At 61.3% G+C, this 16,506-nt stretch carries 13 protein-coding genes and 1 tRNA gene; 2 read left to right on the top strand and 12 right to left on the bottom strand.

Features of this window, described 5'->3' with window-relative positions; genetic code table 11:
• Window position 1 precedes the first annotated feature (1 nt).
• The 9 genes from ABL310_RS04485 to ABL310_RS04445 all read right to left on the bottom strand — a co-directional run bounded on the left by ABL310_RS04485 (window position 2) and on the right by ABL310_RS04445 (window position 12,150).
• Window positions 2-1,735 (bottom strand): alpha-amylase family glycosyl hydrolase, encoded by a 1,734-nt coding sequence (locus tag ABL310_RS04485; RefSeq protein ID WP_349370506.1) that lies wholly within the window; start codon window positions 1,733-1,735, stop codon window positions 2-4.
• A gap of 90 nt (window positions 1,736-1,825) precedes the next feature.
• Window positions 1,826-2,218 carry a DUF4149 domain-containing protein gene (locus tag ABL310_RS04480; RefSeq protein WP_349370505.1) on the bottom strand — a complete coding sequence of 131 codons (393 nt, stop codon included), beginning with the start codon at window positions 2,216-2,218 and terminating at the stop codon, window positions 1,826-1,828.
• 274 nt (window positions 2,219-2,492) lie between these two features.
• Entirely contained in the window at window positions 2,493-2,777 is a 285-nt protein-coding gene (locus ABL310_RS04475) for a PilZ domain-containing protein (RefSeq protein ID WP_349370504.1), read from the bottom strand.
• A 642-nt stretch (window positions 2,778-3,419) separates the two neighbouring features.
• Window positions 3,420-6,452 (bottom strand): EAL domain-containing protein, encoded by a 3,033-nt coding sequence (locus ABL310_RS04470; protein WP_349370503.1) that lies wholly within the window; start codon window positions 6,450-6,452, stop codon window positions 3,420-3,422.
• Window positions 6,453-7,046: 594 nt separating this feature from the next.
• Window positions 7,047-7,475, bottom strand: coding sequence for a DUF6641 family protein (locus ABL310_RS04465; protein ID WP_349370502.1), 429 nt, complete (start codon window positions 7,473-7,475; stop codon window positions 7,047-7,049).
• Between the two features lie 70 nt (window positions 7,476-7,545).
• Entirely contained in the window at window positions 7,546-8,166 is a 621-nt protein-coding gene (locus ABL310_RS04460) for a hypothetical protein (RefSeq protein ID WP_349370501.1), read from the bottom strand.
• 212 nt (window positions 8,167-8,378) lie between these two features.
• Window positions 8,379-9,182, bottom strand: a complete 804-nt coding sequence (locus tag ABL310_RS04455) for a hypothetical protein (protein ID WP_349370500.1) — start codon at window positions 9,180-9,182, stop codon at window positions 8,379-8,381.
• A gap of 72 nt (window positions 9,183-9,254) precedes the next feature.
• Complete coding sequence (locus ABL310_RS04450) at window positions 9,255-11,000, bottom strand: hypothetical protein (protein ID WP_349370499.1); 1,746 nt, start codon at window positions 10,998-11,000, stop codon at window positions 9,255-9,257.
• Between the two features lie 850 nt (window positions 11,001-11,850).
• Window positions 11,851-12,150: a DUF6626 family protein gene (locus ABL310_RS04445; protein ID WP_349370498.1), complete on the bottom strand. Its 300-nt coding sequence runs from the start codon at window positions 12,148-12,150 to the stop codon at window positions 11,851-11,853.
• 742 nt (window positions 12,151-12,892) lie between these two features.
• On the opposite strand from ABL310_RS04445, the gene ABL310_RS04440 reads away from it, so the two are divergent.
• The gene (locus tag ABL310_RS04440; protein ID WP_349370497.1) at window positions 12,893-13,462 is read left to right on the top strand and encodes a site-specific integrase; all 570 of its coding nucleotides are present in this window, start codon (window positions 12,893-12,895) and stop codon (window positions 13,460-13,462) included.
• 33 nt (window positions 13,463-13,495) lie between these two features.
• Here ABL310_RS04440 and ABL310_RS04435 read toward each other — a convergent pair whose 3' ends face one another.
• From ABL310_RS04435 to cpdR, 3 genes are all read right to left on the bottom strand, one after another.
• Window positions 13,496-14,647, bottom strand: coding sequence for a tyrosine-type recombinase/integrase (locus tag ABL310_RS04435; RefSeq protein ID WP_349370496.1), 1,152 nt, complete (start codon window positions 14,645-14,647; stop codon window positions 13,496-13,498).
• 158 nt (window positions 14,648-14,805) lie between these two features.
• Window positions 14,806-14,880: transfer RNA gene (locus tag ABL310_RS04430), tRNA-Val, on the bottom strand.
• Window positions 14,881-15,018: 138 nt separating this feature from the next.
• Window positions 15,019-15,375: a cell cycle two-component system response regulator CpdR gene (gene cpdR / locus ABL310_RS04425; protein ID WP_349370495.1), complete on the bottom strand. Its 357-nt coding sequence runs from the start codon at window positions 15,373-15,375 to the stop codon at window positions 15,019-15,021.
• A 185-nt stretch (window positions 15,376-15,560) separates the two neighbouring features.
• Between cpdR and ABL310_RS04420 the strand changes: the two genes are divergently transcribed.
• Window positions 15,561-16,487 (top strand): N-formylglutamate amidohydrolase, encoded by a 927-nt coding sequence (locus ABL310_RS04420; RefSeq protein WP_349370494.1) that lies wholly within the window; start codon window positions 15,561-15,563, stop codon window positions 16,485-16,487.
• Window positions 16,488-16,506: the final 19 nt, after the last annotated feature.

Below are 16,506 nucleotides of genomic sequence, written 5' to 3'. Positions count from 1 at the left end.
GTTAAGTATGATCTCCCATTGCGCTGGAGGTTGTCAACCCCGGATCGCGCAGCTCCCGCCACACGCCTCGAGCCCCCCGCGCCACCACCCCGTCGTACGCCCCCAGCGCCAGCACCCCGCCCTCGCGGATCTCCCCGCCGAACCCGGGCCCGTCCACCACCGCCCACCCCTCGCGGTCGTCCTCCGGCAGGCGCCAGGTGAAGGGCGCGTCGGAGAGGTTGAAGGCGCAGAGCAGGCGGGCGCCGTTCGCCTCGCGGACATAGGCGAGGAGGGGCGCGGGGGCGTCCTCGATCAGGCGCTGCGTGCCGCCGCGCAGGGCCGGCTCGCCGCGGCGCCAGGCGAGGATGCGGCGGTAGGCGTTCAGCACGCTGTCGGGGTCGGCCTCCTGGCGGTCGACGGCGAGCGGGCGGTGGGCCTCGGCGAGGGGGAGCCAGGGCTGCGCGTCGCCGAAGCCGCCATGGGGCGCGTCGGCCTCCCAGGGCATGGGCGTGCGGCAGCCGTCGCGGCCCTTGAAGTCCGGGTAGAGGTGCAGGCCCCAGGGGTCGCGCAGGTCGTCGTACCCGATGTCGGCCTCGGTCAGGCCGAGCTCCTCGCCCTGGAAGACGAGCGCCCCGCCCTTCTGCGTCGCCATGATCGCGCACATCAGCGCGGCGAAGGCGCGGCCGTAGCCCTGCTCGGTCGGGCGCAGGCCCCAATTGCTCATGAGCCTCGTCGAATCCTGGTTGCCGGCCACCGTCATGATCGCGGCGTTCGGGCGCTCCGCGGTGGCGCGGATCTGCCGGCGCAGGACGCCGACGTCGAGATCGGAATTGATCAGGTCGAAATGATAGGCCGCGTGCAGCCGCCCGGGCGCCGTCGCCTCGGCGCAGAAGGGGATCGAATCGACGTCGGAGGCCTCGCCGAGCAGGAAGCGGTCGGCGCCGTAGCGGTCCGTCAGCGCGCGCATGCGCTCGAACAGAGCCATCGAGCCCGGCAGGCCGCGGTCGAAATAGTGCTCCTGCTGGCGGAAGGGGTTGTTCGGCCCGCCACCGACGAGGATGGAGGGGCCGGTCGAGGCGATGGGCGGGTTGTCGCGCAGGTCCGGGTCGCTGAGCAGGCACTGCACCGCGTCGAGGCGGATACCGTCGACGCCGCGGTCGAGCCAGAACGCCATCTCGCCGAGCACGGCGTCGACGACCTCGGGGTCGTGGAGGTTGAGGTTCGGCTGGCATTCGAGGAAGGCGTGGTAGCGGTACTGGCTGCGCCGCGGCTCCCATTCCCAGGCGCTGCCGCCGAAGGAGGAGAGCCAGTTCGTCGGCGGCGCCCCGTCGCGCCGGGCGTCGGCCCAGACGTACCAGTCCGCCTTCGGGTTGTCGCGGGAGGAGCGGCTCTCGCGGAACCAGGGGTGCTGCTTCGAGGTGTGGCAGGGGGTGAAGTCGACGATGGTGCGCAGGCCGCGCTCGCGGGCGCCGAGCACGAGCCGGTCGAAATCCTCGATCGTGCCGAACGTGGGGTCGACCGCACGGAAGTCGCAGATGTCGTAGCCGAAATCCTGCATCGGCGACTTGTAGAACGGCGACAGCCAGAGTGCGTCGACGCCGAGCGCGGCGATGTAGTCGAGCTTCTCGGTCACGCCGTTCAGGTCGCCGACCCCGTCGCCGTTCGTGTCGCGGAAGCTGCGCAGGTAGATCTGGTAGATCACGGCGCTCGCCCACCAGGGGGCGCCGTCGGGGTTTCGCGTCTGCGTATCGGTCATCGCTCGCTTTCGTCCGGGCGGGTGCTCCGGACGAGAACGGGGCGGGAGGCGCTGCGGTTTCGCGAGGGGCCGCCGTGGCCGCCCGCCGCCTCAGGCGAGCCGGGTCAGCGCGTATCCCGCGGCGGCGATGTGCGCGAGGGTGACGGCTACCGAGAGCCCGTGCAGCCGGGCGAACCGGGCCTTCGCGCCGCTGTCGGTCGCGGCGTTGATGGCGGGCATCAGCACCTGCCGGGTCGGGACCGTCGTGGCCGCGACGACGGCCATCAAGGCCGCCGCGAGGGGATCGAGCGGCCACAGCAGCAGCGCCGCGACGGCGGCGGTGGCGATCACGAAGAGATAGAAAAGCGGGAAGGCCTTTCGGATCGTGGGGCCGGCCGTCTCCGGCGGCAGGGCCGTGAACAGGAAGGCGGCGAAGCCGAAGGAATACAGAACCATGCCTCCGAACAGGAGCGCGAGGGTGAGGAGAGCGAGGGTCGCGAGCATGATCGGTCCGGGCGCGGGCGGCGTCGCGGACGAGATGGCGCGCGCGCCCCGCGCGTCAACGCGGTGCGCCGTCCCGTCGCGCACCGATGCGCTCGAGCGGATGGTTCTGCGGCTGCCGGACAATGCTGGGCGCGACAGGGATCGAACCCGCGCCCCGACGACGCTGACGATCTCGGGGTGAGGAGTGCCGAATCGCGGATCCGGACGCGAGCATGAGCCAGGAACAGATCGATGCTCTCGCGAGAGCTCGCGCGAGAGGATGGGTCGGGTCACCTCACCGGTAACGAAACGTCACACCGAGATCCCTGCCCGAGCGCCTCGCCACGACGCAGTAGCGCCGCATCGCTTCGCTGCCGCGAATGAGGAGGATGAACTCGTCTGGAATTTCGGTCACGTCATCACATCGGATCAGCGCACCCCGGTGCGACAGGTCGCAGAGCTGGACCGGTATCTTGAGCCGGGACCGTGGATCGTAGGCGATGCACAGGATGCGGATCTTGCGCCGGATCTCACGGCGCTGGTCCAGGTTCGGGGTGCGATCATCGTCTAGCCAGGACATTGCGGCTCCGGTCGAGGGTTCCTCTCCGTCGCGGATGCCGGTTTTACGAACACGACGGCGTAGAATATTGTCCTACCCAAGCCCGTCGTGCTTGGACAAGAGGTCCAACGAGCGGCACCGACGGCGATCTGTGGTCGAAGGCCGGTTTGGAAGCCCCTGGAGAAGCGTTCGACGGCCCGGCCGGAACGAAGCCTCTTTGCCTCCCGAACGCTCGTTGCAACGGGAGGGAGTGCACGCCGGCCCGCGGGTCGGGCTGTGGCCGTCGCGTCATTCGAGCGGAGCCGTTCATGGCCTCGCATGACGTTTTCGGGCGAGAAGCGGGGAACCGCGCGGCCGAGCTACGGCTTCGCACCTGGCACCGCGGACCGGACTCGTCCGATCGCAGGCACGCGCAAATAGCCCTCGAAGAGGACGGATACGCTCGTCAGAGGCGAAGCGTAGCCGTTCCAGAGCGGAGCGGATCGTCGAAATTTTCTTCGAATTGGAGGCGATTTCGCGGCGTTTGCAGATCCCGGAGCCGGAACGTCGTCTCGCGAGGACGGCGAAGAGCGCCCGCGCATGCGCGAACCGCGCGGCCGCTGTCGGCGTCCCCGCGGCGGGGCGCACGAGCGCGACGGCGGCGCCGAGCGCCAGCCGCCGACCTCAAGCCACGAGCCCCCCCTGTGCGCCAAGTCGTGCAAGAACTCTGTCGGCGGGCTCGGGCCGTCCGATCAAGAACCCTTGGACCTGCGAGCAGCCAGCAGCGCGTACCGCCTCGAGCTGCGCCGGTGTCTCGACGCCCTCGGCCGTGATCTCGCAACGCCAACGGCGTCCGAGATCCACGACGGCACGGACGATGGCTGCGGTGTTCTCGTCGCCGATCCGGTCGATGAAGCTGCGATCGATCTTGATCTTGTCGAAGGTGAAGCGATGCAGGTGGCTGAGCGACGAGTAGCCGGTTCCGAAATCGTCCAGAGCGATCCTGAGGCCGAGTGCACGCAGCTGCTCGAGCACCTGAGACGTCGCGTCGGTGTCGCCGATCAGAGCCGTCTCGGTGATCTCGAGCTCCAATCGGCTCGGCTCGAGGCCGCTGCTCGACAGCGCAGCGACGACCGCGGTCACGAAATTCCGGCTACCGAGCTGGACCGGCGACACGTTGACGGCCAGGTGAATGGCTTGCGGCCACCCCGCAGCCTGCGAACAGGCCTCGCGCAGCAGCCATGCGCCGATGGTGTTGATCCCCCCGGTCTGCTCTGCAATCGGGATGAACAGGGCGGGAGAGACGAGGCCCTGCGTCGGATGACGCCAGCGTATCAATGCCTCGTACCCGCGTGTTTCGCCGGTGCGCGAACAGGCGATCGGCTGGTAGTGGAGCTCGAGCTCGTTTCGATCGAGCGCCCGTCGCAGGTCCACCTCCAGACGATTGCGTTCCTCGACGCACTTGTCCATGGCCGGCTCGTAGAAGCGAAACGCGTTTCGCTCCTGCGTCTTCGCTCGGTAGAGAGCGAGATCGGCCTTGGACAACAGAGTTCTGGCGTCGTCCGCATCCGTCGGAGCGAGAGCGATCCCGATGCTGGTGCCGACCGTCACGTCGTGATCCCCGACGAGCAAAGGGGCGCTCAGCACCGCGATCACCCGTTCGGCAAGCGCCTGCGCCCCGTCGGGCTGCGGCGCCCCGACCTGGACGATCGCGAACTCGTCGCCGCCGATGCGCGCGACCGTATCTCCAGAGCGAACTGCGCTTCGCAGCCGGTTCGCGATTTGCTCGAGCAGCAGGTCTCCCGTGTGGTGGCCGAGCGTGTCGTTGACGAGCTTGAAGCGGTCGAGATCGAGCGACAGAACAGCCACCGGATCGGCTGCTCGCAGCGCCGCGCCGAGGCGCTCCTCGAGAAGGCGCCGATTGCCGAGCTCGGTCAGCGGATCGTGCCGCGCCATGTGCTCGGCTCGCTGCTCAGCCTCCTTCCGGGCCGAGATGTCGGCCTGGACCCCGATGATGCGCCGCGCCGCTCCAGTCTCGGAATCGTGTTCGACGCAGCGCGCGCGGGTGCTCACCCAAACCCAGCGGCCATCTCCGTGCCTCGCGCGATACTCGATCTCGAGCAGATCCGTTTCGCCGCGCACATGAGAGTCGTAGCGCTGACGCACGAGCGCCAGATCATCGGGGTGGACGAGGGAAACCCAGGATGCGAGGTCCGGGCCGAAAGCGTCTCGATCGAGACCGAGCATTCGATACCAGCTCTCGCTCTTCCACAGCGCCCCGGAGCCCACGTCGTGGTCGAGCAGGCCGATGCCTGCCGCATCCAGCGCGAGCTGAAGCCGATCGCCGACCAGCCGAAGCTCCTCCTCGGCTTCCTTGCGGGCGGAAATGTCCGTGTGTGTGCCTATGGCGCGAAGAGCACGCCCGCTCTCGTCCCTGGCGACGACCCTGCCTCGATCCAGGATCCAAAGCCAACGGTCTCGAGCCTTGATGCGATACTCGCAGACGTAGCCTGCAGAGGCACCTTCGAGGTGGGCGTTCAGCGCACGCAGCACCTGCTCGCGATCGTCGGGATGAACCATCGCGATCCAACCCGCCAGTCCGCCGGAGGCGTCGCCTCGCGCGAGGTCGAGCATCCTGAGCCATTCGTCGCTCACCCAACCTTCGCCCGTTCGCAGGTCGAGATCCCAGACTCCGTCTCCGGTCGCTTCCAGAGCCGCGGCGAGCCGTTGCTCGGTCTGGCGCAACCTCTTCTCGCTTTCTTTCAGAGCCCGTTCCGAGCTGCGACGATCCGTGATGTCGGTGATCGTTCGGACAGCGCCGCCGCCCGGCAGCGGCCTGCTCCTCACCTCGATGACGGCCCCGTTGACCCGTCTGCGCTCGTATCTCCGCTCCTCCCCGTCCAGGCCGCCGGTGACGACCGTCTCGAGGATCGGCTGCGTGTCGCCGACGAATTCTCCCGATGCGACCTGCCAGTCCCGGAGATCTGCCACGGACGGACGCTGGGCGAGGAATTCACCGGGAACTCCGAGGAGCGCGGCGGCTCTCGCGTTGCTCACCTGGATCACGCCCTCTGCGTCGATCATGAGCAGTCCCTGGTCCATGTGCTCGAGCGTCGTCCGCAGACGAGCCTTGCGGGCGCGAAGCTCATCCGCCATCGCGGCCATGGCGCGTTCCTGGCGTCGGCTCCGGGTTTCGCGAAGCTGCCGATCCGAAAGCTCGGCCTCCAGCTGGCGCCGAGAGATGTGGAGGCGTACGAGCCCGACCGTGACGGCAGCCAGTCCCGCGAGAAGCTCCTGCTCGGGGATGGCGATCGTACGCGGCTCGAAGTCCAGGATGGAGAGCGTGCCGATCCGGACGCCCGGCTCCAGCTCCAGCGGTGCACCTGCATAGAAGCGGTACGGGCCGGAGCTCAGCTCGGTCCTCGCGAATCGCGGATCGCACCTCGCGTCCTCGACCACCAGGATATCGCCACCGAGGATCGCCCGGCTGCGAAACGCCGCGGAGCGTGACATTTCGACCGGCTCGATGCCACACCGCGCCTTGAACCAGACGCGCGTCTCGTCGACGAGCGATACGAGGGCGACCGGGGCTGAGAACGCCGTCTGAGCCGTACGGCAGATCGCGTCGAATTCGCCTTCGGGCGCCGTGTCGAGCAGGGCGCAGGCCCGCAGTGCTTCGAGACGGCTCGCCTCGTCCTGCGTGATGAACTTGGACATGGGTAGAACTCGGCGCGATCTAGAGGTCGTCATTCGGGACCGTCGCTGCGGCAGTCGGCGTCGCGGATCGCCTCCGACTGATGCTCGACGAGGAACGAGGCCTCCCGCCGAGCATCAGCACGCTTCTACGAAGGCTCGCAAGCGCCTCGGCGAGCATCGATTACGTAAGGTGAACAGAGTGACAATCCGCAACCGAGGTGTCGCCCATCGCGGCCTCGGTCGGAGCCCGCAGCCCGACCCCTCGCAGCACGCGCCCGCTTCGGTCGAGCGCGCGAGCAGAGCATCGGCGTGCGCCCGCCACGGGCCGCGAACGTGCACGGTCTCGTCGGTGCGGAGGGCGGCCTCCTGCGCCTTCAGCGCGATCCTGGACAATTGCGCCGCCTCTGCCGCGATGTCCCGATCTCGGGGAAAATGGTGGGCGCGACAGGGATTGAACCTGTGACCCCTACGATGTCAACGTAGAACGCGACCAGAACACTTGCACGTCGACACAATATGTTGTGTCTTCCGACCTGTCTGGACACATTATATTGTGCAAAAATCTGCAAATGGTACCCTGCATATACTCTGCAAATGAGCATGCCTTCGACAACTCTACGACGCCTTCCGTTTCAGCTTCGGTGCATTTGCAGCTGCTTCGATGGCTGCATCCATCTCACCCGTCTCAACGGCAGCGACGATCGCTTGCAGAGTGGGAACCACGTCTGCCTCGCCCGTCAACATGATCGCGTGTTTGCCCTTCGCAAGTTCCATCGGCTTGCTGCCGTAGCGGATCGTTAGGACCGTGTTGCCGCGCGCGTCCTTCCCCCACCAACGCTTCACCCGCTTGGGCACCTGAACGCGCTGGCGCACCCCACCTTCGCCTTCCACCCACTTGTCGGCGGTGGGTTGATAACCCGCATCTTCCGCCAGACGCATCTGCTCAGCCAACTGATCGAGCAGCTTGCGCCGGCGCTTGTGGATGGGATCACCATTATTGGGGCGCTCATACGCAACAAGTTTGAGGTCCTTAAATCCAGCCATCGTTTCCTCCTATCCATCTGTGTGCATTATGCTTTCAGATGTTTAAAAGGTCGGCCGAAAAGATGCCTCACTACTCGAATTTCACCGCATCAATCGCGCGCTCAACAGCTTCAATTTTTGTCTCGCGTATGGACTTCAACATACTGCGCAAGCCGCCACCCGCATTATTCAAACTGCGGGATGTTACAACGCGAGGCACCCCAACCGGCGACGCGCTCAGCGAGCCATCTGGCGAGAAATCTGGTTCTCTGTCGAGCCACAGACGCAAAGACGGGTCCGCGTTAACGCTCTCTTCCAAGTGCTCTAACGCAGCTTCGAAAATTCCTTCTGCGCTGTACCGGAACTTCCGCGCCGTTTCTGCTTTCCCCTTTGCAGCATATCCATCCGCACGATTGTGTGCGAACATCGCGTCCTTCAGCAGCGATTCGTAGCGAATCAGATCTTCAGGCTTCTGCTCGAACTCCTTGCGGAGCTCCCTTTGGTGTTCCAAATCAGCGATGTACTCGGCATATTCCGCCTCTGTAAGCCACGTCGCCAGAGAACGGTTTTGCACGCTTTTTCCACGCTTAAGCACATCGAGCAAACCTTCCAACCTGGTAAGGCGCTTGACCTCAGCGCCAGTGAGCTGACGCGGCTGCCTTGCGCGCCTTGCTGCCAAAAGCGTAGCCCAAAGTCGCTCATCGCCTGTCATCAGACAACCTGTCACCGTTCAGCTTGCTTCCGCGTACAGATGTTTTCGATAATTGATAAACGTCGGTGGAATGTTCCGCACTTCACCTAGCACCTGCTATGCTGCTTGAAGTCTGCCGTATTTCTCCGTCAGTATCATGCTGGCGTCGATTGTTACAGAATCTCACGCACTCTCATACCGGTAATCCTTCGTATTCAGCTGAATCAATTTCCTCAGCAATTGACATCAATGGAACGGATCACTAAGCGGTCACCGACCAGTTCGACATTTATGAGCGCGCGAGCATCGCATAGGGTACCATCTAATTGAATATAGCTGTAATTTGCTTCGAACGTTTCGATTCCATAAATCGAACCCACCGACTCATACTCGAAATTTGACTTGATCCCACGCACGTAATCCACAACGCTACGACCGCCGAACACAGGCCCATCAGCCTCACCTGGTAGAAAGTAGCTATTGAGCGCAGCAACATCCCCCGCTTCCAAATCGTTCATGAACCATAGGAATGTAGCTGCTGGCGGCTCCTCCACAAAAAGCGGTGCAAGAGTATCCTGCCACGTCTCACACGGTTGAGGATCTATCGTTCGGGCAGAACCACGAAGAGAAAAGTTCGCGGATCGTCCGTCCTCAAACACCGCACGCAGCGAACTTCCTCGCCTTAGCGCGTCCCACGTAAGCCGAAAAGTTGCCTCATCCTCAGCTGTATCAACTCGAAAATAACCAGACAGGTCTGTTTGTAGATAAAGCTGCCGGCTGTCGATAAGCAAACGAACTTCACTGCCAGGTGGCGGTCGTTCATCCTTAATATTGACTTCTATGCCAGTGTAATAAGCATACGTCGTTAGTCCGTAATCGCAGCGTAGATAGAATCTGTTTTCCCCGTCAGCGACTGTAACGTACGTAAAGTACCCTCCCCGCGTATAAGTTTCCCAATCAGAAGAGAGCACCTCTGAAGGATTCAACATCAGTGAAGAGATTGCTAAGCCAAAATACAGGGATGGGAGCACCCTCATATACATTCTCCTTCAATGGGTTAGACCCTGCGCGCTTCACTTGGGAAATGAGCCGCTGCGCGTTCCGCTAAATCAATCGAGTTGCATTGCGCGCGCGCATTCTGGCACCGCGGCACAATCTTCGCGAAAATTGCGGAACAGAGACTCACTTTCCACCATTCGTGTACGTTGGATGTCATTGCGATCTTGCAGCTCTAGTATTGTTGAATTTAGAGCTGAGATCTGCCGTTCAAGATTCTGATATTCCAGCAGCGGTATATATTCTGTCTCTAAGCTGCGCCGAAGATCAGCTATGCTCTCGTTAGCCGCCGTCATCATGCGCTGTGCTTCTACGAGATCTGATCGCGGAACATAGTCAGAACGCATGGATTCGCGGATCTCCATGTTTGTGGCAGACGCAGCAGCGAGCTGTCTCTGAACTTCTTCATAATCGGCTAATGACACATACGAGCTGCTGATCCGTTCGCGCAGTTCCGCCACAGTCTGGTTTGCCGCTTGCAACTGCCGACGAAGAGTGTCTTGTGCATCGCGCGACGACGACTCCAAAGCGGCATATTCCGTACGAGACACAAACTCAGCTTCGATCCGCTCGCGTAACTCCGAATTAGTCGCTGTAAGCGCTGAAATTTGACGCTGAAGATTAGCGTAGTCAGATACAGGAACGTGAGCGGTCGCCATCTCTTCCTGTAGGTTTGCAGCAGTCTCATTTGCCGCATCGAGCAGCCTTTGCAGCTCGGTAACGCGCTCATCAGATGCAATATCCTCGCGCAGATCCGCAGTGGTTTCGTTTGCTGCTGACAGCTGACGCTGTAAGCTATTCTTTTCACTAGTTAAAGCAGCCACCTGCTCGGTAAGCGGCCTTAAAGCCTCCAACTCGTCACGCAAATCAGCTATCGTCGCATTGGCCGAATCGGCAATGCGCGATTCAGCCTGCGCCTGTTCGAGTGCGATTTCCAGCTGAGCAATTTCGGCCTCAAGCGAAGCGACAGGCTCAGTCGCAGCACTTTCAACGTTCCGAACGACAGCCACCTCCGTCTCCGCTCGTGCTGCTGCCAAAGCATTTTCCGCTTCGGCTAGCTCCGTTCGTACCGACGTGAGTTCGAGCCTCAGCGCTTCCATCTGAGAGGTCAGGTCTGTGTGCTGTACGCGAAGGTCGGCATTATCAGGCGAGTTACCCGGTGAGGCGCTGGACTGATCACTCGTTTGGATGCCGCCAAGCGCAGCTGCAAGAAAGTTCTCAACTGTTGGAGGGGCCGTACTGTTCATCTGCCGCATTGCCGCCATCAACGCGCGGTTAGTACCCGCTCCGGCAACACCGTCAATGCCTGCTGTATAAAGGCCCATATCAGTAAGGATGAACTGAGCTAAGCGGACTCGGTCGGTCGAATTGGGCAGCGCAGTTGCGAGTGCCAACGGCGCTACAGCAGCACTTGCTTGCGCAGACGGCGTCGCTTGCGCTGGCGCATCGAATCGAACTAGACGACGCATCTCCCGCATGCAAAGACTGGCGAGAGCCACCATACGGTCCACTTGTCTGCTGTTCTGCCAAAACTCTACGTATGCTCGATCACCCGCTCGGGCACGAACCATGCTTTGATAAATTTGGCGAACAGTTTGCGAATCTGACATGATGTGGCAGATGGAATAAATTACTTCTTGATCTCGTCGATCTAACGACCTCACAACGCGTGGGAGACCATGTGGAATCGTCGATAACTTTATGAAAAATCGATTCCCATGTTCCTCAGTATTCACTTGCTCAGAAACTTGCGGCGATAATGACGGCACCGTTTTGCGGGACGAAACATGTATGCTCATGTAATTGTCAACATATGATCCAGCGAATGAGAACTGGAAGTTCGCTCGCTCAATCCGCCTGCCATTGATATTTACGTTTCTTATCGCTACCCATGCACCAGAATGTTGGCGCCCCACATTTCGGTCGTCCCAGCCATTCAATACAGAAGCACGAAACGAGACATCCTCCTGCGCACCAGCGGTGCCTACCTGTAGGACTATAATAGCAATAAAAAATGTGAGCAGCTGAGCTGGGAAAAGGAACCGACTTTTACTGCGCATCTGAAGATCCCCTTATCCGTCGTATCTCACTGTAGGACAACGAGTTATGTTCGGCAGTTCATTGCTCTCCATTGCGTCCGGCTCTCGCCGCCTACGCGTGCTGCCTTTTCAGCCATTGGATTTTCTCAACTGCCAGCATCGGAAGCCCACGCCTCCACCCGACATCACGAAACTCCGCAAGCTTAACAGCTGCGAAACCCTACAACAGGAAGAGGTGCCTTTACAAGCTTTTCCGGCGCCTATGTGATAGCATTGTAGCTAAGCCTGCCTGCCGAGCGATCAGCGCGCTAGCCCTGTACGGACTGGACCAAAAAACCTTTGATTTCGCGCCATTTTTGCGCCCCGTCGATCGTGCGTGTTGATGATACAACACGCAGGTGGAGCGGCTCGCCCACCTTTCGCATGCCTACAGGGTTGATGGCGCCGAATCACCGGGCGTGCGGAGTCCAATCGGCCGCCAGCACAGCCGCCCCGCATCTCGGCACGCATTCTCGACACCGTTGTGGTCGGCCAAATGCCGTTGGGGGGTAGAAAATCACCTGGTCGGAACTTAAAGTACTCCGTGCTTTGAAAGTACACCTTCGGATTTTCAATCTGTAGCTTGACCCGGTTTCATCATAAGCCAGCTTGCAGTGCTCTCCGCATTGATGTAGCGGTGGCATGCTTCGCTTAGTTGGATAAAGCGTTTGGATAGCTCTTCATGCATGCCCGTCTGCGCCAAACGCTCACCATAGTGCTGTAGCTTGCTGGCACAAACAGCGATGCTGCTGACGCTTGGCTGCTTGTTGTGAAAACGCAAGCCGCGCATGTAGCTCTCACTTCTACCAAGCCAGTCCCTGCTGAACTCACGTTCGCTGCTTACGAGGTTGTGAGCGACGAGTGTCTCCATCACGTCATCTATAACGGTTTTTTGCACTGATTTTCTCCACGTTGATAAATAACTGTAGATGCGCGTTGCTTAGCCAACAGCACGTATTTATCTGTGCATAGCGCACCAACAGAGGGCATTGAGCTTGCCAACGAGAGTTGTCGCCAGCGGATCTTGCCAGCGCCGATCGCTCCAACAGAGGCGGATCAACAAGCAAAGCTGCAATAGGGCTTGTCAAAACTATGCGGCAGGAATGAGATAGGAGGCTGGCAACTGCCAGTACCTCATATGTGCCATCGAGCAGGTGATTGTGTTCGGTGGCGCTGCGTTGTGAATAACTCCACGCACATAAAGGCGACAGCACAACCCCGTCTACCAGCTGCAAGCTGGTTGTGCGCAATCACTGACTGATGCACTCACAGAGAGGCCATTCATAAGGGAGGCGAGAAGCCTCTCTATGACATCAACATCTACAGAGATCGCCCACGCCAAATATATTAGATGGACTGAATGCATGCGCCGTTGATGCGATAGCCGATGAAGCGGAAGCGAAGCGGCTTGAGCGCAACGTGCGCTGTTTCGCTGCGCAGCGGCGAGACGCAAACTGCCCAACTGCCAAATGTAAGATTACAAGTGTTTCATCACATATCGGGCTATATGACTGTTATCATTGAGGTATCTTCTGTCGCGATTTCCATTGCTCTGTTCATACATCTGAAAATATTGTCACTGCACGATTTTGTTACATCTGCGAGGTGGAGAAATGAAGCAGGCGAAGACACTCACCAAAGCCGAACTGAGGCGCGTCGTAGACGTCACAAAAGCGTGCAGTCGCTATCCGCAACGAGATACAACTATGCTGCTGCTGACGCACTGGTGCGGCATGCGCGTTGGGGAAGTGGCGGCGCTTCGTGTGTCGGACGTGGTTGACGTCAACGGCGACGTGAGGGCTGAAATCACGCTTGCGGTGCAGCAGACGAAGGGCAACGCTGCTCGCGTCGTGTTCGTACCGGATCGAATGCGCCGGCAGCTGCAATGCTACCTGCAAAGCGCAGAGAAGCCCGTACACAGCCCTTTCCTGTTCCAAACGCAAAAAACTCAGCGCTTCTCCGCCAACACGGCTACACAGCATCTGCAGCGCTTGTATCAGCGGGCAGGTATCGTTGGCGCTACCTCGCACAGCGGCAGGCGGACGTTTATCACCGAGCTTGCTGCAAAGGGCGTTGGAGTGCGCGTGCTGGCAGCGCTGGCAGGGCATCGCAACATTCAAACGACTCAGCGCTATATCGACGTGAACGATGAGATGATGCGCAACGCGGTTGAGCTGCTGTAACAAGACGCCAATCAAGCGATTGCGCGAATAGACTTACGACAGCAGGTCTCTGAAATCCTCCACTTCGTCATGCCCATAGAATTGCTCGATCATCCTTTCTGACGTTCCCATCTGCTTTGACAGACCACTTTTAGGCACGCGCTTCTCTTTATTTGTCAGCGCGAATGTCGCATAGGTATGCCGCAAAGATGTCATTGCATGCTTTGGCTCACCAGCAGGTGGTGAGATATTTGCAGCTTTCAACAGACTGCTGAATGCCCGCTTCATGCTGTCTACTGGTGTACCATCAGGCATTGAGATCACACGTTCATTTGCGATACGCGAGGCATCAGCACCCTGCACGAGCGCCAATCGACGCCTTTGAATTCGTGCCAACGCGTTCATACCAGCGCGCTTTACGATCAGCTTTCTGGTGCTGTTCATCTTCCCAGCACGGTTTAGCTTGATGATGCTATCCTCCCAAATGATGTCGCGCCAAGTTATATCGTGTAACTCATCGACACGCATACCCGAGTTGGTCAGCAGGATGATGGCATCATAGAGAAGGCGACGCTTATCGACGAGGTGCCGAATTTGCGGGTCACGCTGAGCCTCTCCGATTCGGTTGCGTGCTGTCCTATGCAGCGCGCGATATTCCCCCAATGTGAAGTGAGGTCGTCGTTGGCGCGTGGCTCGTTCTGACAGGTGAGGAACAACAGGCTCCCTTTCAATCAGCCCAACGCGCTTGTTGTAAGCCAGCAGCTGGCGCAGCACCGTGTTTTCCCTGTTGATGGTCGCTGGCGTGGGTGGCTTGCTGCCCTTGTCGCGCCGATGCTCTACATACGCTTCAATGTCCGCATCAGTGAGGTTGGTCACCGTGCTCAGCTTGCTGAAGTATGGCAGCAGGTGTCGCTGATATGTCTCACTGTGGTATTTGTGTTTACCGTCGTGCTTGATCGATGCGAGATAGCGATCACCGCATTGGGAAAACTGCACCGTCTGCGTTGGGGCAGGACTCATTATGACCGATTTATAGTAGGCCATTGCAGCTTGTTTGGCTGCCTTCACATCATCCGTGCCAGCAGACTTTCGGTATGATCTTTTCTCGTGTCGGAAATAAATTTGCAGGTTGGGTGACTGCTTAATCGGCTGCAAATATAAGCCTTCGAATACCTCAATGGTGGAAGCTTTTTTCTTTGCCACCATTGATTTTGCCTCCGAAATAGCTCCACTGCTCTGCAACAGCTCTGCAAATGGAGCATTTAACGCTGTGCTTATAAAGCGTTAATATACGGCCAGAAATAGCTGAAAACAAGCGCGCGCGCTGCGCGCACATGGAGAATCGTTGGAAAACTTGGGGAAAATGGTGGGCGCGACAGGGATTGAACCTGTGACCCCTACGATGTCAACGTAGTGCTCTCCCGCTGAGCTACGCGCCCTGAAACCGGCGACTTCGGGTGGGCGCCGCCGGTGAGGAGGGCCGTATAGCGGACGGTTTCGCGGGATGCAAGCGGCAAAATGCGCCGCCTCTCCCTCTTCCGCCCGCGGGGCCGACCCGGGCCCCGAACGCGTCCCGGTCAGGCCGCGAGCAGCTTCTCCACCTCGTTGACGAGGTCCTTGAGGTGGAAGGGCTTGGAGAGGACCTTGGCGTCCTTCGGAGCCTGGGCGTCGGGGTTGAGCGCCACCGCCGCGAAGCCGGTGATGAACATCACCTTGATGTCCGGATCGAGCTCCGTCGCCCGGCGGGCGAGCTCGATGCCGTCCATCTCCGGCATGACGATGTCGGTGAGGAGCAGCTCGAACGGCTCCTCGCGCAGGCGGTTGTAGGCGGACAGCCCGTTGTCGAAGCTCGCCACCTCGTAGCCCGCGTTCTGCAGGGCCTTGGCGAGGAAACGGCGCATGTCGTTGTCGTCTTCCGCGAGGAGAATCTTCATCGTGTGTCCGGTCGTCGGCGGCTCGAATCGCCAGAGTTCTTCCATAAAGCGGCGGGCCGGTAAACAGGCCATGAAGCGCGCGCATCTGCGCCATGGACAGAACGCCTGCGACGCCCCATCTTCCACAGTCCGTGCGCGGTCCCGGCCGCGCCGGCCGCCGGAGACCTCGAGGCCCGACCCGCCGCATGCCCGCCGATCTCGACGCCCACCTCGTCGCAGACGCCGATCTCGACCCGGATTTCGCGCCCGCCTTCGTGGTGGACGCGCCGGCGCGCCAGAGCGCGCCCGTGGTGTTCAACGCGCCGCATGCGGGTGACGTCTACCCGGCCTCCTTCCTCGCCGCATCGCGCCTCGCCGGCCTGTCCCTGCGCCGCTCCGAGGACGCCTATGTCGACGCGCTGTTCGCGGCGGCGCCGGCGCTCGGCGCGCCGCTTCTGCGTGCGCGATTCCCGCGGGCCTATCTCGACGTCAACCGCGAGCCCTACGAGCTCGACCCGCGCATGTTCGAGGGGCGGCTTCCGGGCTACGCCAACACCCGCTCCATGCGCGTCGCGGGCGGCCTCGGCACGATCCCGCGGCTCGTCGCCGACGGCCACGAGATCTACGCCCGCAAGCTCGCGGTGGCGGAGGGGCTCGCGCGGGTCGACGCGCTCTACAAGCCCTATCATCGCGCGCTGCGCCGGCTGATCGAGCGCACGCACGGCCGCTTCGGCCTCGCGATCCTGATCGACTGCCATTCGATGCCCTCCTCCTCGGTCGCGCGCGAGGAGATGGGGCTCGCCGACATCGTGCTGGGCGACCGCTACGGCACGAGCTGCGCGCCGGTTCTCACGGACGCCGTGGAGGAGGCGCTGCGCCGCCGCGGCTACGTGGTGGCGCGCAACAAGCCCTATGCGGGCGGCTTCATCACCGAGCATTACGGCGAGCCCGCCGCGCGGCGCCACGCGCTGCAGATCGAGGTGAACCGCGCCCTCTACATGGACGAGCGCACCCTCGTGCGCCGCCCCGGCTTTCCCGCCGTCGCCGCCGACCTCACCGGCGCGCTGGCCGACGCCCTCCCCGAGGTCGCCGCCGCGCTCGGGCCCGCGCAGCCGGGGCTCGCGGCCGAGTGAGGCGCCTCCGGCTCGGCGA

The organism is Salinarimonas sp. (assembly GCF_040111675.1).
Taxonomy (GTDB): Bacteria; Pseudomonadota; Alphaproteobacteria; order Rhizobiales; family Beijerinckiaceae; genus Salinarimonas.
This window is presented reverse-complemented; position numbering and strand designations above follow the sequence as displayed.